The following is a 19,594-nucleotide window of genomic DNA, read 5'->3' as shown; positions in this document are numbered from 1 at the left end:
CATGACGACATTCGCCCAGAAACAGAGCCCCGCCGTTCGAACGGCACCGGATGGCGCACGACGCTCGCCCGCGCAGAAGCCGCGGCGCCGGCCGAAGGATCGACTCGCGAAAGTCGTCATCATCCTGCTGCTGCTGACCGGCGCGGCGTTCGCCGCCTTCCCGATCATCTGGATGGCCTCGAGCTCGTTCAAACCGAACACTGAGATCTTCGCCTATCCGCCGCAGCTGATCACCTCGAATTTCTCGTTCGACGCGTACATCACGATCCTCACCGATCCCACGAAGGTGCGCTTCTTCATCAACAGCTACGTCGTGTCGCTGGCCGTCACGGCACTCACCCTGCTCGTGGCCATCCTCGCCTCGTACGCGTTCAGCCGCTACGAGTTCAAGGGCAAGCGCCCGATCAACATGATCATCGTGAGCATCCAGGCTGTTCCGCCCATCACTCTGCTGATCCCGTTTTTCGGCCTCATGGTGGTGCTCGGTCTCTACAACACCTATCAGGGCCTGATCCTCACTTATCTGGTGTTCACGCTCCCGTACGCGATCATCATGATGACCGGCTACTTCAACACGCTGCCGAAGGAGCTCGACGAGGCGGCCCGCATGGACGGGGCCGGACCGCTCACCGTGCTCTGGCGCATTCTCGTGCCGATCTCGATTCCCGGCATCGTCTCTGTCGGTGTCTACACGTTCATGATCGCGTGGAACGAGTATCTCTTCGCCCTCACGCTCACCCGCACGGAGGACATGCGCACGGTGCCCATCGGCATCCAGCTGCTCATGGGCCAGAACTCCTACGAGTGGAACGAAATGATGGCGATGAGCATCCTCGGCTGCATCCCCGTGCTCATCCTCTTCCTCTTCTTCCAGCGCTACTTCATCGGCGGCATGACCGCCGGCGCCGTCAAGAGTTGACCCCCTTCTTTCCGACCTTCCGCACCACAACACAAGGAGAAAACCCATAATGCTCGTTTCCGGAAAAGACCTTCTCGACGTGGCCAACGCGAACAACTTCGCGGTGCCGGCCTTCAACGTCAGCGACTACGCCATGATGAACGGCCTCTTCGAGATCAGCGAAGAGAAGCAGTCGCCGCTGCTCATCGCCATCCACCCCGACGAGTTGAGCCACATCGGCACCGACGTGCTGCACGCGATCATCGCTCGGGCGAACCGCTCGAGCGTTCCGGTGACCATCCACCTCGACCACGGCGCGAGCTACGAGCAGGTGCTGCTCGCGATCCAGAGCGGCTTCACCTCGGTGATGATCGACGGCTCGATGCTGCCGTTCGACGAGAACATCGCCATCACGAAGCGGGTCGTCGACACCGCACACGCCGTGGGGGTCTCGGTCGAGGGAGAGCTCGGCACCATCGGCAAGACAGACAACGAGGCCGAAGACGGGGCCGCATCCATCATCTACACCGAGCCCGACGAGGCCGTGACGTTCGTCGAGGCCACCGGAGTCGACAGCCTGGCCATCGCCATCGGCACCAGCCACGGCATCTACCCCGCGAGCATGAAGCCCGAACTCAAGCTCGAGCTGCTCAAGCGCATCAAGGCGAAGGTCAACATCCCCCTCGTTCTGCACGGCGGATCGAACAACCCCGACAACGAGATCGGCGAGTCCGTGAAGCTCGGAGTCAACAAGATCAACATCTCATCCGACATCAAGGCGAGTTACCACAACAAGATGCGCGAGGTGCTGGCCGACGCGAGCGTGCGCGAGCCGAACACCATTCAGCCCCCGTCGATCGCCGCCATGAAAGAGACGGCCGCCCAGAAGATCGATCTGTTCGGCGCGGCCGGAAAGGCCACACTGTACTGATCGACGACCCCACCCGTCAGCCAAGGAATGCGACGACACGATGAATGAGAAGCTCGTACTGGGCCTCGGCGGAACCGTGGACTACGAGATCGTCTGGGACTCTCGGGTGATCGACGACCTGGTCATCGAGTACGCCATCCAGCCCTCCGAGCTCTCTCGCCTCATCGCGATCCGCAGCGAACGCGATCTGGTGATCGCCCTGCTGGCATTCGTGAAAGACGGTGCGGGAGGAGAGAGATTCGTCTCCTACTCCCGCATCGTCGAGCAGTTCGCCGCCCGTTTCGACAAACGCATCACCCTCGGCGGAACGGGCGTGCGGGCGGCCTACGCGATGGAGGCCGTGGGAGTCACGTGCACGCTGCACCTCGTCAGCATCGACGACAACGTGCGCAGACTCCTCCCCCGCGGTTCGGCATACATCTCGAGCGCCGAGCGCGACACGCTCGACCCCCACCTCATCGTGCAGTTCGTCGAGGGCAGCCGCGTGCGCATCGGCGAGCTCGAACTCCGCTCACCCCACGCGAACCGCGTGATCTTCGCCAACGATCCTCCGAATGCCGAGCTCGTGCTCAGCGCCGATCTCGGGGCGAGCCTCGAACGGGCCGAGCTGTTCATGATCTCGGGGTTCAACAGCATGCAGAGCGAGGAGTCGCTGGTGCGGCGGCTCGACGACATGCGTCGACACTTGACCCGGCTGCCGGCCGACGCGCTGGTGTTCTACGAAGACTCCGGCTTCCACGTGCCCGCGCTCAGTCGTCATGTGCGCGAGGCCCTGCTCGATCGCATCGACGTCTACAGCATGAACGAAGACGAGATGCAGGCCTATGTCGGCAGGCCTCTCGACCTGCTCGACGTCGACGTGATGGCTGCGGCGCTCGGCGAACTCCGTGAGCTCATTCCCGCCGCTGTGCTGGTCGTGCACACGAAGTTCTGGTCGCTCGCGCTGGGCGAGCGCGCCGCCGACTACGAGGATGCGCTTCGCGGTGCGATCCAGATGGCCAGCACACGCTATGTGCGCGGCGACGGCTTCACCGAGCGCAACTACGAGCAGACGGGACTCCTGCCGGTCAATCCGTTGGGCGCCGACTTCGCCCTCGGCATCCGGGCCCGGCTCGGAGCCGAGGTCTGCTGTGTGCCGGCTTTTCTACTCACGGTCGCGCGGCCCACCACCATCGGCCTGGGCGACACGTTCGTCGGTGGCTTCATCGCGGCGATCGCCCGCCGCGCCCAGCCCCGCAGCACCTAGCCGCGCAGCGCCTCGAGCACCTTCACGCGCGCACCCGTGCGCAGCAGCGAGTTGGCGTAGATCTTCGATCCGAAGAGCACGACCAGCACGGTCGTCGCGAGAATGACCACGAGCGACAGCAGCGGCTCCCACCACTCGGCCGTTCCCAGATAGATGCGCATGGGCATGCCGATCGGGGCCGAGAACGGCACGTACGACATGATCGTGAGCACCAGATCGTTGTCCCACGCGAAAACGATCAAGAAGTACGGGATCATCACGAGCATCATCACCGGTGTGGTCACCGATCCGATGTCCTCCTGACGCGAGACCAGCGCCGCGGCCGACGCGAACATCGCGGCCAGCAGCACGAAGCCCACGGCGAAGAACACCACGAACCAGACGATCGCCGACCCCAGGTCGCCGAGCAGCGCATCCTGCCCGGTGACCATCAGCCCCACGATGGCCGCCGCGGCGATCAGCACGATCTGACCGAACGCGAGGATCGTGTTGCCGATCACTTTGCCCGCCAGCAGCGCGCGAGCCGAGATGGCCGACATCAGGATCTCGACCACCCGGGTCGACTTCTCTTCGACGACGCTCTGCGCGATGGTCGTTCCGAACAGGGTCGCGGCCATGAAGAACACGATTCCGAAGCCGAGCCCCACGAGGTAGGCGAGCCCGGAGTTCTGGTCGGCAGGCTCGAGCAGCGTGACCTCGGGGCTTGCGCTGAGCAGTTGAACGAGGTCGCCGGGCGCCTCGTCGAGGGCCAGAACCCGGATGCCCGTGGGCCCGTCGCCCGGAACGATCGCGGCGGCGACATCCCCGTCGCGCAGGAGCTGCTCGGCGTCGGCGACGCTGCCAGCCTCCGTGATCTCGAGCGACGGCACCTGCGCGAACGGTCGGGAGTCGCCGACCACGGCCACGCGGGTCGTCTCGTTCGAGGCCGATGCGCCGAAGATGCTGCCGGCGACGATCGAGGCGATGACCGCGAGCAGCAGGATCACGGACGAGATGATGAAGGCCTTGCTGCGCAGGCGCATCCGCACCTCGCGGTCGGCGACGAGCGCGGCGCTCTGAGCGAAGGTGTTGGCTCTCGTGTCGGCGATGGTCACTTCACGACCTCCCTGAAGATCTCGGTGAGCGATCGATGTCTCGGCGCGAAGCTCGCGACCGGGCCCAGCTGCAGCGCCCGCCGCAGCACTCCCTGCGCGACCTCGTCGTCGTCGGCCTCGAAGAGCGCGTAGCCGCCGTCGAAGTCGAGAACGGTGACACCCGGCATCTCGCGCACCCACGCGGCGTCGGATGCGACGAGCAGCTCGAACTGACGCACCGCGTTGTCGTCGTGCAGCTTCTGCTTCGATCCACTCGCCCTGATGCGGCCGTTCGCGATCACGACCACGTCGTCGCAGAGCCGCTCGACGACGTCGAGCTGATGAGACGAGAACAGCACGGGCGCGCCCTGCTTCGCGACGTCGTGCAGCACGCCGAGCACCGTCTCGACGGCCATCGGGTCGAGACCGGAGAAGGGCTCGTCGAGGATGAGTACCTCGGGCGAGTGCACGAGCGCGGCGGCGATCTGCGCACGCTGCTGGTTTCCGAGCGACAGGCTCTCGACGGTGTCGTCGCGGCGCTCGGCCAGTTCGAGCCGTTCGAGCAGATCGGTGGTGCTCGCCTCGGCGTCGCGCCGAGAGACGCCGTGCAGGCGGGCCAGGTAGACGAGCTGTTCGGCGACCTTCATCTTGGCGTAGAGCCCGCGCTCCTCGGGCATGTATCCGAAGCGGCGGCGATCGGCCGGCCCCAGAACCGAGCCGCCCAGGCGAACGACTCCCGAGTCGGCGCTGAGTACGCCCAGGATGATGCGCATGGTCGTGGTCTTGCCGGCCCCGTTGCCGCCCACGAAGCCCGTGAGTCGGCCGTCGCCCACCTCGAAGCTCACCTCGTCGAGGGCGGTGCGGTCGCCGTATCGTTTGGTGACACCGTCGATCTGCAGCATGGAGGATCCTTCCGTCGCCTCCACGCTATTCAGGCGTCGGCGAGGCCACATCCCCCGCGAGGCGGGCGCGCGTGCTCGCGCCTCCGACCCGTTCTCCTCCCCGAGGCGGAGACGAGAGTCGCCGCTGCTGTGCCTACTGGCGGGGCACCGCGATGCCGTGCTCGTAGGCGAACACCACGGCCTGGATGCGATCTCGTACGCCGAGCTTCTGCAGCACCTTCGACACGTGGGTCTTCACCGTGGCCTCGCCCAGGAACAGCGCCGCCGCGATCTCGGCGTTGCTCATTCCGCGCGCGACGAAGTCCAGAACGTCGCGCTCCCGTGCGGTGAGCTCGGCGACCATCGCGGCCGCGCTGTGCACCGCCTGCGCGTCGGCCGCACCCGCCGCATCTGAATTCGTCGACGCAGCGACCGGCCCGCCGTCGCGCTGCGCGAAGCGCTCGATGACGCGCCGCGTGACATCCGGGCTCAGCAGCGCGTCGCCGCGTGCGACGATCTGAACCGCGTCGACGAGCTGTTCCGGCGTGCTGTTCTTGAGCAGGAATCCGCTGGCCCCGCCTTCCAGCGCCGCGAAGAGGTAGTCGTCGCGGTCGAAGGTGGTGAGGACGAGCACAGCGGGGGGATTCTCGAGGGCCGTGATCAGGCGGGTCGCGGTGAGGCCATCCATGCCGGGCATCTGCACGTCGAGGCAGACGACGTCGGGAGAGAGCTGCCTGATGCGCTCGAGGGCGCCGTGGCCGTCGCGGGCCTCGCCCACCACCACGATGCCCGGCTCGCTCTCGAGAATGATGCGGATGCCGCTGCGCAGCAGGTCCTGGTCGTCGACGAGCAACACCCTGATCTCTTCATCGTCGCGACGATCGGATCGCTCGATCGTGACTGTCATCGTGCCCCGCTCTCGGTGAGTGTCGTCGTGGCCGTCGCGGGCGCGGCCCCGGCGGGGATGTCGGCGCGCACCAGGTACCCGCCGCGCGTGCGAGGTCCGGCCTCGAGCGTGCCGCCCACGGCCGAGAGGCGCTCGCGCATGCCCACGATGCCGAGCCCCGAGCCCTGACCGGCGCCGCGCTTCGGCGTGCCCCCGGAGTCGGTGACCTCCACCTCGACAGACAGGTCACGGTAACGCAGCCTCACGTCGATGGCGGCCGACGTGCCCGCGTGCTTGATGGCATTCGTGATCGCCTCCTGCACCACGCGATACAGGGTGATCGAGACCAGCGCCGACAGCGGTCGAGGCTCGCCGACCACGGTCAGCTGAGCCGCGAGTCCCGCCGATCGCGCGTCGTCGAGCAGGTCGTGCAGCTGCTCGACCCCGTGCGTACTCGGCTCGTCTGTGGGCCCGGACGCATCGCCGCTCGGGCTGCTGTCGTCGCGCAGCGTGGTGAGCATTCGATGCAACTCGTCGACGGCCTCGCGCGCGCTCGACTCGATGGCCGAGAGCGACTCGGCCGCCTGCTGCGGGTCGCGCTGGAGCACCCGGCGGGCGGCGCCCGCCTGGACTCCCATGACCGACACGTGGTGCGCGACGACGTCGTGGAGCTCGCGGGCGATGCGCAGGCGCTCGAGCGACACAGCCTGCGCGGCGGTGCGTTCGCGCTCCTCGGCGAGCTGGTCGGTGCGATCTTGCAGCGCCGCCCTCTCGCGGGCCGCCGTCCACGCACGGTTGCCGAAGTAGTAGGCGCCCCCGAAGTAGAGCAGATTCTGCACAACCGTCACGAGGCCGATCGCGAGCGCCGGAGTGACCGAACCGACGACATCCATATCGGCGACGGCCTGCGCGAACGCCGTGCCGAGCAGTGCCGAGAACAGCCAGACGAACATGGCGACGATCACGATGAGCCGGGAGACCATCGCGCGACGCCGGTGGCCGCTCCACGCCCCCACCGTGTACATCGCGATGAAGAAGGCGATATTGCTGAAGAGCACCTCGGGCACCTGCAGGATCTGCACGCCCATGAAGACGACCGCGCTGACGATCAGTACCGAGACCGGAAAGCGGCGTCGCCACGCAAGGCATCCGCTCTGCAGGAAGACCATGACGACGCCGAGCCAGGGCGGAGCCGGGTCGGGGTAGAACCCTGCCGAGTCGTAGAGCTCGAGGCTGCCGAGGCTGAGCGCGAAGATGACGATCGCCAGAATGACGTCGGCGCGATACTCGCGCCGCGACGGCAGAGGGCGCAGCCATCCTTCGTCGAGCGCATCCACCCTGCTGTTGGTCACGGCACCCACGCTAGCGAATGCCGCGCCGCGGCACCTCCGTCTGCGGAGGGAGGTGCCGCCGCTGCGACTACTTCTTCTCGGAGTTGTATCCCGCGTTGTGCAGCAGGTGACGCAGGTCGAGCACCATCTGCTCGTCGACGTCTTTGTGCTTGGGCTTCGTCAGCACGATGCGCCCCTCGCCCAGCTTCACCACGAACTTTCCATCGTGCTCCTCGCGCACGTCGGCGATCTCGTCGAGCAGGCCGATCACGTCGTTCCACTCGAGGTTGTGCGTGGTGGGGTGGCGCTCGATGTGCTCGAGCGTCGTGCGGTGATGCTGGCTCACGTGCAGGGGTTCGGTGGCGTCGGTCATGATGGTGCTGCTTTCTTTCGAGGGTCTTCGGATGCGTGCGGCCGGACGGCCGCCCGATCACACGGGGTCGCTGGGGTTGCTCTTGGCCACGAGCAGCGGGTCTGTGGGCGTGAACGGGAACGCCGGCAACGTGGCCTCGTCGACGCTGAACGTGGCGGCGAGCACCGGTCGCGAGAACGCCGACACCGAGGCCCGATAGCCGATGTCGCCCGGGGTGGGCTGGTCGAAGAAGATCAGAAAATGGATCTCCTCGTCGCCGATGACCTCGATCTGGTGCGGATAGGCCTTGGGGATGAAGTACACGTCGCCGGCCCCGAGCAGATAGGTCTCGACCGTGCCATCGGGGTCGAGGATCGACATGCGCGCGTTGCCCTTGTGCACGTAGCCCATCTCGGCGGTCTTGGGGTGCCAGTGCGGCTCCCGCATGCCGGTGTCCTCGATGGTCAGCGAGTACATCGAGAGGTGCTCGAGCGCCGGCCAGAACTGGCTGCGAGCGAGCTTCACGAACGCGTACGGGTGCTGCAGCGGCGGATTCTGTGCTTCGACGTCGAACTTGTGCGGGTTGTTGAAGCCCGCCGTGTCGGGAACGACCGCCGGCCCCGAGCGCTTGACGATGTCGCGCGATGTCGTGTCGCGCACGAGAGGCGTGAATTCGGATGCCTCGAGGTCGTAGGTGTTGCCGAGCACGGCATCCGACATCGTGCCGAAGGCGGCCTGGAGCGAGAAGTCCTCGGGCCTCTCGTGCGAGAACACCACCACGATCTCGGCCTCGTCGTCACCGACGTTCTCGATGTGGTGCAGCGAGCCCGAGTCGATCACGAACATCTGGCCCGACTCGATCGTGAAAGACGAGAAGCTGCTGCCGTTGTCGAGGATCGAGATGAGCACGCTGCCGCTGAGGCAGTAGCCGATCTCGTCGGCGTTGGCGTGCCAGTGCGGCTCGCGGATGCTGCCGGGCTGCAGCAGCAGACGCTTGATCGACAGTCCCTTCAGTATCGGGAAGGTGTCTGCGGTGAGGCGCGTGATCGACCCGAGCTCGCTGTCATGCTGGGATTCGCCGTCGATCAGCGACCTCACGTGTCGTGATCCGGTGGGGTTCGTCATGCTTCGAACGTATGAGTCCGTGCGCGTATCCGCACTAGACATTCGTCGAAGACCGGGCCGACGGACCGTCGGATGGCCGGCACCGGCGGTAGCGTCGAGTCCATGCCCCGTCGCGTCCCCACCGTTCGACACGGTGCAGGTTTCTGGATCGTCGCCGTCACCTTTCTGCTGGTGATGGCGTACTCGACCGTGCCCACTCCGCTGTACCCGCTGTATCAGCAGCGCGACGGCTTTCCGGCATTCGTCATCACCATGATCTTCGCCGCCTACGCGGTGGGCGTGATCGTGAGCCTCTATCTCGCGGGGCATGTGAGCGACTGGCTCGGTCGCCGCCGAGTGCTCGTGGTGGCGGTGCTGATCTCGGCCCTCTCGGCGGTCCTCTTTCTGCTCTTTCCCGAGGTTCCCGGGCTCATCGTGGCCCGCCTCATCAACGGCGCGAGCATCGGTATGCTCACCGCCACCGCCACGGCGCACCTCGGAGAGCTGCGCGCGACAGCCCGGCCCAACGAGAACGCGGTGGTGGCGGCATCCGTGTCGGGTGCCGCCAACCTGGGCGGTCTGTCGCTCGGGCCCCTCATCGGCGGCATCTTCGCCGAGTTCCTGCCCGATCCGCTCATGCTGCCCCACCTGGTCTTCCTCTTCGTTCTGATCGTGGCCGCGGTCGCCCTGATGCTCGTGCCCGAGACGGTCGACGTTCCCGACGAGCGCCCCTCGTATCACCCGCAGAAGCTCTCGGTTCCCGAAGGGGCGAAGCGGCCGTTCATCATCGCGGCGTTCGGCGCCTTCTCCGGCTTCGCCGTCTTCGGACTCTTCACCTCGCTGGCCCCGACCTTTCTCGTCGTGACCTTCCAGGCCGGCGACCACCTGCTCGCCGGGGCCACCTCGTTCGCCGTCTTCGCCGCCGCGGCCGCCGGGCAGATCCTTCTCACCCCGGTCGCCGTGCACCGGCAGTTCACCATCGCCATCGCGGCGTGCAGCACGGGCCTCGTGCTGGTGGCTCTCGGAGCCGTGCTGCCGCAGATCGTGCTGTTCATCGGGGGCGGCGTCGTCGCGGGCCTCGGCGTCGGCCTGCTGTTCAAGGGGGCCATCGGCACCGCGGTCTCGCTCGCCGATCCGAAGCGCAAGGGCGAGACGCTCGCCCTCATCTTCCTCGTGGCCTACGCGGGCCTCGCACTGCCCGTTCTCATCGTCGGTGCGGCCCTCGCGTTCGAGCCCGCGACGCCCGTGCTGCTCGTGTTCGTGGCGATCGTGCTCGCGGCCACGGTCACCGCCGGAACCCTGATGCGTCGTCGGGCTCGCGCCACTCAGCGAGCGAAAGCCCCGTCGACGCAGTAGAGGTGTTTGTCCGCGCCACCGAGAGCGTTTAGGGCAGAATCGATATAGGCGTTCGCGATCCATCCGACCACTTCACAAAGGAGCACACCATGGCAGTCTTCTCCCGCGGTTTCGGGGCTCGCAGGCGCGAGTCCGACCCGGAGCTTCCCCCGGGCCAGTACCTCACCGAAGACTTTCCCGTTCTGTCGGCAGGGCCCACGCCCCGCATCGACACCGCCGACTGGAGCTTCAGCATCACCACCGAGTCCGGTGCCGTGACGACCTGGAGCTGGGACGAGCTCATGGCTCTGCCGATCGAAGACGTGCACACCGACATCCATTGCGTGACCCGCTGGTCGAAGCTCGGCACCACCTGGCGCGGAGTCTCGCTCGACACCCTCTTCGCCGACATCGAGACGTCGGATGCGTACACGATGATCGAGTCGTACGGCGGGTACACGACGAACGTGCCGCTCGAAGACCTGCTCGATGGCAAGGCCTGGATCGCGTTCGAGTTCGACGGCGAGCCGCTCGACCCCGAGCACGGCGGTCCCGCTCGTCTTCTCGTTCCCCACCTCTACTTCTGGAAGAGCGCGAAGTGGGTGCACGGGATCCGCATGCACTCCGACGACGACCCGGGATTCTGGGAGCAGAACGGCTACAACATGTACGGCGACCCCTGGAAAGAGCAGCGGTACTGGTAGTGGCGATCGTCGCCGGCTGGCTTGTCGCAACGGTGGCCCGGGCCATGCGTGTCACGCCGCAGGGCCGAGTCCTCGTTCTCGACGTGCCAGAGTGGCCCGGCAACCTCGCCGGGCAGCACCTCGATCTGCGCCTCACGGCCGAAGACGGCTACCAGGCCGTGCGCTCGTACTCGATCGCCTCTTTCGGCGACGGCACCAGCGTCGAGCTCGCCGTCGACATGCTTCCCGATGGCGAGGTCTCGCCGTATCTCGTCGACGACGTCGAGCCGGGCGACATGCTCGAGGTGCGGGGGCCGCTCGGCAACTTCTTCGTCTGGAGAGACACGCAGACCGAGCCCGTGCAGCTCATCGCGGGAGGATCGGGAATCGTTCCGCTCGTGTCGATCGCCCGCGCTCATCGGGCCGCCGCGAGCGCCGCGAAATTCCGGATGCTGTACTCGGTTCGGGCGCCGGAGGACGCGTACTACGCGTCAGAACTCGAGAGTCTCGTCGACGACGGCTTCGCCCTGGACTGGGTCTACACCCGTACTGCGCCCGAGGGCTGGGCGCGCCCGGCGGGGCGCATCACGCGTGCCGACATCGAGGCATCCACCCTGCCCGTCGCCGAGAACCCGCTCGTCTACGTCTGCGGACCGACCGGTTTCGTCGAGGCGGTCGCGCGCATCCTCGTCGACCTCGGGCATCCTGCCGAGCGCATCAAGACCGAGCGATTTGGAGGCAAATGACATGCCCGAGCACGCGCATCAGGTGAACGTGCCCGTGACCCGGGTCGACGGCAACGCGGCCGCAGGTCCGCTCGGCGAGATCCTGCGCCTCGACATCACCACCGCAGTCGGCACGTGCCGGCACTGCGGTTCTGCGGGCCCCCTGAGCGAGGCGATCGTCGAACGCGACGACGACGGCGTGATCCTGCTCTGCCGCACCTGCGGGCACACGCTGGTCACGTACCTCAGCCGCGCCGGCCGACAGTACCTGGAGTTCGCGGGCCTCAAGAGCCTGAGCACCGCGTAGCGACGCAGCCGCCGGGCAGCCGTCGGGCAGTCGCCGGGCGGCCTCGATGCATCTGCGCCCCTTCGGCGCATCCGCCGCCGGTCGACCAGGCGCGGATGCTCCCCAGCGGCGCGGATACGGCGATCAGCGCTGGTACCCTGCCTCAATGGCCTCCGCAGTAACGATCTACGACCTGCGCGGCGCATCACTGATGGCGCCGTTCAGCGACGAGCAACTCGACTCTCTCGCCGCGCAGAGCTTCGTCGTGAGCCTCAGCCGCGGTGAACTGCTGTTCGAGGAGGGCACGGCCAGCGCGCACTTCTACATCGTGCGTTCGGGGCGCATCCGCATCGCGCGGCGCTCGCCCGAGGGCACCGAGCTCGGTCTCTCCGTCGTCGACGGCGGGGGAACCATCGGAGACCTCTCGGTGATGGACGGCCTCGCACGCTCGGCGACGGCCGAGTCGATCGACGATGCCGAGGTGATCGCGGTGCCGGCCGATCGCATCCGGAGCCTGTTGACGAGCTCGCCAGAGGCCCTGATGTCGGTGGTCGAAGAGCTCGCCTCGATCGTGCGTCGACTCACGGGAACGCAGAGCGACCTCGTGTTCCTCGACCTGCCGAGGCGGCTGGCGAAACTTCTGCTGACCTACATCCCCGAGTGGCGCCACGATGCGAACCAGGTCAGCGTCGAGTTGCCGATGAGCCAGGCCGGCGTCGCCGCACAGCTCGGCGTGGCACGGCAGTCGCTCAACACGGCGTTGCGCACCCTCACCCGAGACGGACGCATCACCGTCGACGGCCGGCGCGTGACCCTCACCGATGTCGCGGCGCTGAAGAGCTACGTCGGCTCGTAACAGCGGTCAACCCGTGACCGAGGTCGAGACGACCTCGCGCGCGAGCTCCTCGAGATCGCGCACCGTTCTGCCATCGGCGTCGCGACCGGCGGGGTTCGCCAGCGGCCACACGTCGATGGCCTGCTCGTAGAGGCGACGAGCAGCACTCGCGGCCCCCAGCCGGCGCGCCGAATCGGCGGCGGCGAGCAGCCAGTGCACGGCACGTCGCGCCGCAGACTCGGTGGATGCGGCGGGCGCGGTCTGCAGCTGCAGCGCGTCGACGAGGTGCTGAGCGATGACCGCCGCAGACCGCGAGCCCTCGTCTGACGAGGACTCGAGGAACTCGACCGTGGCGAGGTGCCGCTCGCTGCGTGATCGGCGCGACTGCATCTCGTAGGCCACCTGCCGGATGAGCGGGTGGCTGAACACGTACTGCCCGCGCTCCGACGACAGCGGGTCGGTGATCGAGATCAGGATGCCGCGGGTCTCGAGTGTCGAGACATCGCCGGCGAGCTCGCCCGCTGCACGCCGCGAGACGGCAGCCAGGGCGGGCATCGAGAACGAGAAGCCGAGCACCGAGGCGAGCTGGGCCACGAGCCGCGCGCCCGGCTCGAGGGAGTCGAGGCGTGACGCGATGAGCACCCTCAAGCTGGCGGGCGGCTCCGCGACCGCGAGCGTGTCTGCACTGACACCGGAGGCCAGTCGCAGACCGCAGGCCGTGTCTAGCAGCAGACCGTCATCGACGAGACTGCGCAGAAGCTCGCGCGCGTACAGCGGCACCCCGCCGACCCTCGCCGAGAGAAGACGCAGGATGTCGCGGGGCAGCTCGGGCGCGAGCCCCGCGATGAGCGCGACGATCGATTCGTCGTCGAGCGGACCGAGTTCGAGCACCGTGGTGCTCTCGCTCGCTCCGAGGTCGGGGCGGCGCGTGAGCAGCTCGGGGCGCGTGACGATCACGATGAGAACCGGAGACGGGTTGGCGCGCTGAAGGTGCTGCACGAAGTCGAGCAGGCCATCATCGGCCCAGTGCGCGTCTTCGATCACCCAGACGACCGGGGCGTTCTCGCCGGCGGACATGCGCTCGAACCAGAGCGACCAGGCCGTGAAGAATTCATCACGACCGTATTCGGCAGAGCCCGAACTCAGCAGCGGCACACCGGCGGAGTCGACGCCGAGCAGCGGCGCCAGGCGCTCGCACATCCAGTCGAGGCGCGCCGGCTCGGCGGTTCCCGCCGAGGTCCAGCTCACCAGTTTTGTGCGCAGACGACCGAGGGCGACCGCTTCGCCCTCCCCCTCGACGGCTCCGATGCGCGAGCGCACGGCCGACGACAGCGCGGAGTAGGCGACGCCCTCGCCATACGAGAGGCAGCGCGCCGAGTGCCACATGATGGCCATGGGCACGTGGTCGAGGTGGTCGCGCAGTTCGAGCACCAGGCGGCTCTTGCCCACACCGGCGTCGGCCGACACCACGGCCAGATGAGGTCGACCCGTGGCGACGACGCGGTCGAAGGATGCGATCAGCACGTCTCGCTCCGCGTCACGACCGACGAGGGTGGTGAGGATCTCGGCAGCGGGGGCGGCGCCCGAGCCCGTCTCGGAGATGACACGCAGCGCCGGGTAGGCCGACACCTCGTCGGCGATGCCCTTGATGTCGACGCGCGTCTCGCGCCCGAAGTCGATGCGGTCGACGGTGAGCGTACGGGTGTGTGCGTCGGTCAGAACTGTCGCGGGCGCGGCCGCGGCCTGCAGGCGCGCGGCGAGGTTGACGGCGGCTCCGGTGACCATGCCCTCGCCGGCGGCGCCGAGCATCACGGCGACCTCGTCGGTGACGACGCCGACGCGCACGGCGAGCGCTCCCAGGGCAGACGCCCGACCGTAGTCGCCGACCACCCTCGTCAGCTCGAGTGCCGCCCGAACTGCGCGTTCCGCGTCGTCTTCACGGGTGCGGGTGGCACCCCAGACGGCCATCACCGCGTCGCCGATGAACTTCTCGACCACCCCGCCGAGAGACTCGATGGTGCTGCGGCAGAGGGCGAAGTATCCCGAGAGCAGCTCGCGCACGTCTTCGGCGTCGGTGCGCTCGGCGAGTTCGGTGAAGCCCACGAGATCGGCGAACAGGATGCTGGTATAGCGCCGTTCGGCCCGCGGCGGCTCCGTGTCGGTCGGCAGCGCCGCCCCGCACTGCGAGCAGAAATTCGCCGCATCGGTCGATCGCGTGGAGCAGGACGCGCAGATGCGAACCCCGGATGCCGGCGACGCCCCTCTATCTGGGCTCGCCGTGGGGCCGGCGCTCCCTGAATCGGCGTGTGACCACATGCCCCTCATTTTAGGCACGCGGCAGTCGCAGACATTACACCTCGTATCTGCGCTGTGTCTGGTGAGGTTCGTCCGAGCTTCGGATCGATAAACTGCACGGATGGCTCGTACGCGTGAGTTCGACGATGAGGTGCTCCGTGCTGCCTCTCGCGAACTGTTCTGGAGCAATGGTTTCGCGAACACCTCTATCGGCGACATCTCTGCCGCCACCAAGGTGGGCAACGGCAGCATCTACGCGGCCTACGGAAGCAAGTTCGATCTCTTCTTAACGATTCTCGAGTCGTACTGCCGAACGCGCATCGACACGGTGGCCTCGGCCATGTCGGTCGGTCACACGGCTGCGGAGTCGATCCGCGAGTTCTTCGACGTGATCGTGGCCGATTGCGCCAACCAGGTAGGCCGCCGCGGATGCCTCATGCTCAACAGCATCGCGGAATTCGGCGGCAGGGACGAGCGCGTCATCGCCCTGTGCCGCACCACGACCGACGCCATGGAGCGCCGAGTCGCCGAGCGCATCGAGGCCGCCATCGCGGCCAACGAGATCGAACGTGTCGAGGTCGATCCGCTCGCGGCGCAGATCATCCTCGTCTCTCAGGGCCTCATCCAGATGAGCCGCCTGGGCACGCCGCGCGAGAAACTGGTGGCCGTCGCCGACGCGTACCTCGAGACCCTGCCCATCCGCGCACTCTGACGAATTCGCGCTGCATTCGCGCCGGGTTCAGCGGTAGCGTGACTCATGGGGCGGCCGTGGCCGTGGCCCCTCCACGACCGTGAGGAGCAGTTCGATGACAGACACCACCGAGAAGCAGCCCGTTGTGAACCACTGGGTCGACGGAGCCGAGTACCCGTCGTCGTCTGGTCGCACCGCTCCCGTGTACGACCCCGCGCAGGGAATCGTCACCAAGCAGGTCGCCCTCGCGGATCAGGCCGAGATCGACGCCGCCGTCGCGAGCGCCAAGGCGGCATTCCCCGGTTGGCGCGATACGTCGATCACGAAGCGGCAGCAGGTTCTGTTCTCGTTCCGCGAGCTGCTCGCGTCGCGCAAGGCAGAGCTGGCCGAGATCCTCACCTCCGAGCATGGCAAGGTGCTCTCCGATGCCATGGGAGAGATCACCCGTGGCCTCGAGGTCGTCGAGCTCGCGACCGGGTTCCCGCACCTGATCAAGGGCGAGTACTCCGAGAACGTGTCGACCGGCGTCGACGTCTACTCGCTGCGGCAGCCGCTCGGCGTCGTCGGCGTGATCAGCCCCTTCAACTTTCCGGCGATGGTGCCCATGTGGTTCTTCCCGATCGCGATCGCAGCTGGCAACACCGTGGTGCTGAAGCCCAGCGAGAAAGACCCCTCCGCGGCCAATTGGCTCGCGGCCCTCTTCAGCGAGGCCGGCCTGCCCGACGGCGTGCTCAACGTGCTGCACGGCGACAAGGTGGCCGTCGACAGCCTTCTCGAGCACCGCGATGTGAAGAGCATCTCGTTCGTCGGGTCGACTCCGATCGCGCAGTACATCTATGAGACGGCGTCGAAGAACGGCAAGCGCGTCCAGGCGCTCGGCGGCGCGAAGAACCACATGCTGGTTCTGCCCGACGCCGACCTCGACCTCACGGCCGACGCCGCCATCAACGCGGGCTTCGGCTCTGCCGGAGAGCGCTGCATGGCGATCTCGGTCGTCGTGGCTGTCGAACCCGTGGCCGACGAACTGATCGAGAAGATCACCCAGCGCATGAAGGGTCTGAAGACCGGCGACGGCCGGCGCAACTGCGACATGGGGCCGCTCGTCACCGAGGCGCACCGCGACAAGGTCGCCGGCTACATCGACATCGCCGCGACCGATGGAGCGACGGTGGTGGTCGACGGCCGGGGCATCGAGGTCGACGGCGCGGCAGAGGGATTCTGGCTCGGCCCGACGCTCCTCGACAACGTGCCCGTGTCGAGTCGCGCCTACACCGAGGAGATCTTCGGTCCCGTGCTGTCCGTCGTGAGGGTGAGTTCGTACGAGGAGGGCGTCGCCCTCATCAACGACGGCGCGTTCGGCAACGGCACCGCGATCTTCACGAACGACGGCGGGGCTGCGCGCCGGTTCCAGAACGAGATCGAGGTGGGCATGATCGGCATCAACGTGCCGATCCCCGTACCTGTGGCGTACTACTCATTCGGCGGGTTCAAGGACTCGATCTTCGGCTCGAACAAGGCCTACGGGGTGCACGGCTTCGACTTCTTCACCCGCGAGAAGGCGGTGACGAGTCGCTGGCTCGACCCGTCGCACGGCGGCATCAACCTGGGCTTCCCCCAGAACTAGCCGCTCGCGCCGACGACGTGGCGCCTCGTCACGAGGCGACGACGCGGCGACGCACGATGAACGCGGTGACGCCGAGCAGCAGGAGCATGCCCGCGAGGGCGAGCCGACCCGTCGCATCCAGGCCCGTGAGACCGAGCATCCCCGCGACATCCGCGCCGTCTCCGGGCGTCGGCGACGAGCCCGGGCTTGCGCCGGCGCCCGCGCTGTCGCCACCCGCGCCGTCGCCGCCACCCGGAACGGTCGGGTCGACGCCCGACTCGACGGTTGTGAGAAACACGTCGCCGGAACCGGCGTTCGATGCGCCATCGAGGGCGCCGTACGTTAGGCCCTGCACATAGGCCGTTCCGTCGCCCTGCGCCGACGCGAACAGGTTGCCCTCGTCGTACTCGTCGGCTCCGTCGCGCTGCGGGGTGCCGAACTGAGTGCGAGCGGTCTCGGTACCGCCGGCGTCGAGCGATGCGGTGAACACGTCGACTCCGCCCGCGCCGCCGTCGGCGAAGCGGCCGGCGGTGTGACCGATGGCCAGCAGACCGCCGCCCGCCCCGGGCACGAGCGTGGCAGCCCTGTCGTCCTCCGGTGTTCCGAGTTGCGTCGTGAAGAGCGCCGTGCCGAGAGCGCCGAACGAGCGGACGAAGGCGTCGTTGCCGCCGGCCGAGTCGGCTCCCGAGAGCGAGCCGCCCGTGAAGCCCGCCGCCGCGACGCCCGCCGACGTCGCGAGCAGCGTCGACACCTGGTCGCCCGCCTCGGTGCCGAACTGCTGCAGCCACTCCCTCGCTCCATCGGCCGAGTACTTCGCGACCCACGCGTCGTAACCGCCCGAGCTCGCCGCTCCGGGCATCGCGGCTCCGGCCGTTCCCGCGACATACACGCCGCCGTCGGGTGCGAGCGCTGCCGCGAACGCCTTGTCCTCGCCCGAGCTGCCGAACTGGTGCGACCACGAGACCGCACCCTCGGCATCCACCCGCGTGATCATCGCGTCTTTGTCGCCGGCGCTCGTCTCGCCGTCGAGGGCCCCCGAGGTGTAGCCGGCGAGATACGCTCCCCCGTCGGCGTCGGCCGCCACTCCGTAGGCGCGATCGGCAGCGGCGGCCGATCCGGCGGAGGTCTGCCACTGCACGGTTCCGTCGGCGCCGACCCGAGCGGCGAGCACGTCGTCGTTCACCGCCCCGCCGTGGTCGCGCTTGGAATAGCCGCCCACGATCACGGAGTCGTCGGCAGCGGCGACCACCCCGTAGGCCCGGTCGTCGCGCTCCGACGCGATGGCCGTCGAGAACACCTCGGAGCCGTCGCCCGCGAATCGCTGCACCACGATGTCGAGGCCGCCCGCCCCCGCGACGCCGCCGAGCGCGCCGGCGGCGTTCACCGCCTGCACTCCCCCGCCGTCGGAGAGCGCGAGCACTCCCCCGGCCCGGTCGTCGCCCGCGGTGCCGAGCTGCGTTCCCTCGAAGGGCGCACGCGGCGTCGTCTGCAGGTAGCCGGCGATGTCCTGGATGCCCTCGCGGAATCCTTCGCGCCACACGCCCCAGTCGTGTCCGCCGTTGTAGACCCGGAACTCCGCCGTGATGCCCGGCACGCGCTTGGCGGCGTTGTAGAGCGTGGCCGACTCGTAGTCGATGTCGTGGTTCACGTCGGCCGGGTCGGGGTTCACATACTCGTCGTCGCCGACCGCGATGAACATGTGCAGCGGCGACGCAGAGTCGAAGGCGGCGAGGGTCGACGGGTAGTTCAGCGACAGGTAGCGCTGCTCGTCGAAGGCCTGGTCGCCCACCCCGTAGGCGCCGAACTCCCGGGCCGACGAGTCGACGGGAGGCGTGGGCGTGTAGACGGCCGGACTCAGGATGAGCGCGTTCGCGAAGAGGTCCTGGTGGGCCGTGGCGTAGCGCAGTGCGCCTGCCGCTCCCATCGAGTACCCGCCCACCACCCGCGAGGCGCGGTCGTCGATCGTGGCGTAGGTCGAGTCGATCGTGGGGATGAGCTCGGTGGTGAAGGCCGTCTCGACGGCGACTCCGGGAGTCGCTCCGCCGGTGTACTGCGAGTCGACGTAGTAATTGCCGCGCTCGTTCCAGGGCGCATCCGGCATCACGACCACCATCGGCGGGATGCTGCCGGCGGCGATCAGCTCGTCGAGGTCGGGACCGACCTGCTGCCAGGCCGCCTGCGTGTCACCGCGGCCGTGCAGCAGATAGAGGGTCGGATAGCGCGTGGTCCCCGACGCGTCATAGCCCTCGGGCAGGTAGACCGTGTAGTCCACCGGACCTCCGATGGCCGAGCTCTCGAACGAGCCCGCCTCGAAGGTGCTGCCGGCGGCCTGGGCCGGTGCGGCGGGCAGGGCGAGGATGCCGGCCCCCGCGAGTGCGAGCGCGGCGATGGCCGCGGTCTTCGACGTCCACATCATTGTGTTGCCTCTCTGGGTGGTGC

The 19,594-nt window shown here is 67.9% G+C and carries 18 protein-coding genes; 10 read left to right on the top strand and 8 right to left on the bottom strand.

The genetic code is table 11. The annotated features are described in order from the left end of the window. Window position 1: 1 nt before the first annotated feature. From ASF79_RS11225 to ASF79_RS11215, 3 genes are read left to right on the top strand one after another with little or no spacing between them, the layout of a single operon-like run. Entirely contained in the window at window positions 2-919 is a 918-nt protein-coding gene (locus tag ASF79_RS11225) for a carbohydrate ABC transporter permease (protein WP_082495853.1), read from the top strand. Between the two features lie 49 nt (window positions 920-968). Then, window positions 969-1,829 carry a ketose-bisphosphate aldolase gene (locus ASF79_RS11220; protein ID WP_055779214.1) on the top strand — a complete coding sequence of 287 codons (861 nt, stop codon included), beginning with the start codon at window positions 969-971 and terminating at the stop codon, window positions 1,827-1,829. Window positions 1,830-1,869: 40 nt separating this feature from the next. After that, window positions 1,870-3,075, top strand: coding sequence for an ADP-dependent glucokinase/phosphofructokinase (locus ASF79_RS11215; RefSeq protein ID WP_055855053.1), 1,206 nt, complete (start codon window positions 1,870-1,872; stop codon window positions 3,073-3,075). On the opposite strand, the gene ASF79_RS11210 is transcribed toward ASF79_RS11215, so the two are convergent. The 6 genes from ASF79_RS11210 to ASF79_RS11185 form a co-directional block, all read right to left on the bottom strand. Then, entirely contained in the window at window positions 3,072-4,163 is a 1,092-nt protein-coding gene (locus ASF79_RS11210; protein ID WP_442853864.1) for an ABC transporter permease, read from the bottom strand. The genes ASF79_RS11215 and ASF79_RS11210 overlap by 4 nt on opposite strands. A 2-nt stretch (window positions 4,164-4,165) precedes the next feature. After that, window positions 4,166-5,050 (bottom strand): ABC transporter ATP-binding protein, encoded by an 885-nt coding sequence (locus ASF79_RS11205; RefSeq protein ID WP_055855050.1) that lies wholly within the window; start codon window positions 5,048-5,050, stop codon window positions 4,166-4,168. 133 nt (window positions 5,051-5,183) lie between these two features. Continuing rightward, window positions 5,184-5,936: a response regulator gene (locus tag ASF79_RS11200; RefSeq protein WP_055855048.1), complete on the bottom strand. Its 753-nt coding sequence runs from the start codon at window positions 5,934-5,936 to the stop codon at window positions 5,184-5,186. Next, window positions 5,933-7,267 (bottom strand): sensor histidine kinase, encoded by a 1,335-nt coding sequence (locus tag ASF79_RS11195; protein ID WP_235500742.1) that lies wholly within the window; start codon window positions 7,265-7,267, stop codon window positions 5,933-5,935. Before ASF79_RS11195 ends, ASF79_RS11200 begins: the two co-directional genes overlap by 4 nt. 67 nt (window positions 7,268-7,334) lie before the next feature. After that, entirely contained in the window at window positions 7,335-7,619 is a 285-nt protein-coding gene (locus ASF79_RS11190; RefSeq protein WP_055779228.1) for a hypothetical protein, read from the bottom strand. Between the two features lie 57 nt (window positions 7,620-7,676). Further along, window positions 7,677-8,723: a cupin domain-containing protein gene (locus ASF79_RS11185; protein WP_055855046.1), complete on the bottom strand. Its 1,047-nt coding sequence runs from the start codon at window positions 8,721-8,723 to the stop codon at window positions 7,677-7,679. A gap of 102 nt (window positions 8,724-8,825) precedes the next feature. Between ASF79_RS11185 and ASF79_RS11180 the strand changes: the two genes are divergently transcribed. The 5 genes from ASF79_RS11180 (at window position 8,826) to ASF79_RS11160 (ending at window position 12,587) form a co-directional block, all read left to right on the top strand. Then, window positions 8,826-10,058 (top strand): MFS transporter, encoded by a 1,233-nt coding sequence (locus ASF79_RS11180; protein WP_055856034.1) that lies wholly within the window; start codon window positions 8,826-8,828, stop codon window positions 10,056-10,058. 89 nt (window positions 10,059-10,147) lie between these two features. Next, window positions 10,148-10,741: a sulfite oxidase-like oxidoreductase gene (locus tag ASF79_RS11175; protein ID WP_055779236.1), complete on the top strand. Its 594-nt coding sequence runs from the start codon at window positions 10,148-10,150 to the stop codon at window positions 10,739-10,741. Further along, entirely contained in the window at window positions 10,741-11,466 is a 726-nt protein-coding gene (locus ASF79_RS11170) for a ferredoxin reductase (RefSeq protein WP_326942864.1), read from the top strand. The genes ASF79_RS11175 and ASF79_RS11170 overlap by 1 nt, the downstream gene beginning before the upstream one ends. A 1-nt stretch (window position 11,467) precedes the next feature. Beyond that, window positions 11,468-11,752, top strand: coding sequence for a DUF6510 family protein (locus tag ASF79_RS11165; RefSeq protein ID WP_055779238.1), 285 nt, complete (start codon window positions 11,468-11,470; stop codon window positions 11,750-11,752). Between the two features lie 145 nt (window positions 11,753-11,897). Then, window positions 11,898-12,587, top strand: coding sequence for a Crp/Fnr family transcriptional regulator (locus ASF79_RS11160; protein ID WP_162239083.1), 690 nt, complete (start codon window positions 11,898-11,900; stop codon window positions 12,585-12,587). A gap of 6 nt (window positions 12,588-12,593) precedes the next feature. On the opposite strand, the gene ASF79_RS11155 is transcribed toward ASF79_RS11160, so the two are convergent. Beyond that, window positions 12,594-14,882 (bottom strand): ATP-binding protein, encoded by a 2,289-nt coding sequence (locus ASF79_RS11155; protein WP_162239082.1) that lies wholly within the window; start codon window positions 14,880-14,882, stop codon window positions 12,594-12,596. Between the two features lie 100 nt (window positions 14,883-14,982). On the opposite strand from ASF79_RS11155, the gene ASF79_RS11145 reads away from it, so the two are divergent. After that, window positions 14,983-15,573, top strand: a complete 591-nt coding sequence (locus ASF79_RS11145; protein WP_055855038.1) for a TetR/AcrR family transcriptional regulator — start codon at window positions 14,983-14,985, stop codon at window positions 15,571-15,573. A 94-nt stretch (window positions 15,574-15,667) separates the two neighbouring features. Beyond that, the gene (locus ASF79_RS11140) at window positions 15,668-17,176 is read left to right on the top strand and encodes a CoA-acylating methylmalonate-semialdehyde dehydrogenase (RefSeq protein WP_055855036.1); all 1,509 of its coding nucleotides are present in this window, start codon (window positions 15,668-15,670) and stop codon (window positions 17,174-17,176) included. 28 nt (window positions 17,177-17,204) lie between these two features. Here ASF79_RS11140 and ASF79_RS11135 read toward each other — a convergent pair whose 3' ends face one another. Then, the gene (locus ASF79_RS11135) at window positions 17,205-19,571 is read right to left on the bottom strand and encodes an alpha/beta hydrolase-fold protein (protein ID WP_055855034.1); all 2,367 of its coding nucleotides are present in this window, start codon (window positions 19,569-19,571) and stop codon (window positions 17,205-17,207) included. Window positions 19,572-19,594 lie beyond the last annotated feature (23 nt).

The sequence above is a fragment of the Agreia sp. Leaf335 genome, assembly GCF_001423605.1.
GTDB lineage: Bacteria > Actinomycetota > Actinomycetes > Actinomycetales > Microbacteriaceae > Agreia.
This window is presented reverse-complemented; position numbering and strand designations above follow the sequence as displayed.

Bases quoted from the DNA above. Each gene is read 5' to 3' on its own strand.
- ASF79_RS11225 (WP_082495853.1), top strand. From the start codon at position 2: ATGACGACATTCGCCCAGAAACAGAGCCCCGCCGTTCGAACGGCACCG.
- ASF79_RS11220 (WP_055779214.1), top strand. From the start codon at position 969: ATGCTCGTTTCCGGAAAAGACCTTCTCGACGTGGCCAACGCGAACAAC.
- ASF79_RS11215 (WP_055855053.1), top strand. From the start codon at position 1,870: ATGAATGAGAAGCTCGTACTGGGCCTCGGCGGAACCGTGGACTACGAG.
- ASF79_RS11205 (WP_055855050.1), bottom strand. From the start codon at position 5,050: ATGCTGCAGATCGACGGTGTCACCAAACGATACGGCGACCGCACCGCC.
- ASF79_RS11200 (WP_055855048.1), bottom strand. From the start codon at position 5,936: ATGACAGTCACGATCGAGCGATCCGATCGTCGCGACGATGAAGAGATC.
- ASF79_RS11190 (WP_055779228.1), bottom strand. From the start codon at position 7,619: ATGACCGACGCCACCGAACCCCTGCACGTGAGCCAGCATCACCGCACG.
- ASF79_RS11185 (WP_055855046.1), bottom strand. From the start codon at position 8,723: ATGACGAACCCCACCGGATCACGACACGTGAGGTCGCTGATCGACGGC.
- ASF79_RS11180 (WP_055856034.1), top strand. From the start codon at position 8,826: ATGCCCCGTCGCGTCCCCACCGTTCGACACGGTGCAGGTTTCTGGATC.
- ASF79_RS11175 (WP_055779236.1), top strand. From the start codon at position 10,148: ATGGCAGTCTTCTCCCGCGGTTTCGGGGCTCGCAGGCGCGAGTCCGAC.
- ASF79_RS11165 (WP_055779238.1), top strand. From the start codon at position 11,468: ATGCCCGAGCACGCGCATCAGGTGAACGTGCCCGTGACCCGGGTCGAC.
- ASF79_RS11160 (WP_162239083.1), top strand. From the start codon at position 11,898: ATGGCCTCCGCAGTAACGATCTACGACCTGCGCGGCGCATCACTGATG.
- ASF79_RS11155 (WP_162239082.1), bottom strand. From the start codon at position 14,882: ATGTGGTCACACGCCGATTCAGGGAGCGCCGGCCCCACGGCGAGCCCA.
- ASF79_RS11145 (WP_055855038.1), top strand. From the start codon at position 14,983: ATGGCTCGTACGCGTGAGTTCGACGATGAGGTGCTCCGTGCTGCCTCT.
- ASF79_RS11140 (WP_055855036.1), top strand. From the start codon at position 15,668: ATGACAGACACCACCGAGAAGCAGCCCGTTGTGAACCACTGGGTCGAC.
- ASF79_RS11135 (WP_055855034.1), bottom strand. From the start codon at position 19,571: ATGATGTGGACGTCGAAGACCGCGGCCATCGCCGCGCTCGCACTCGCG.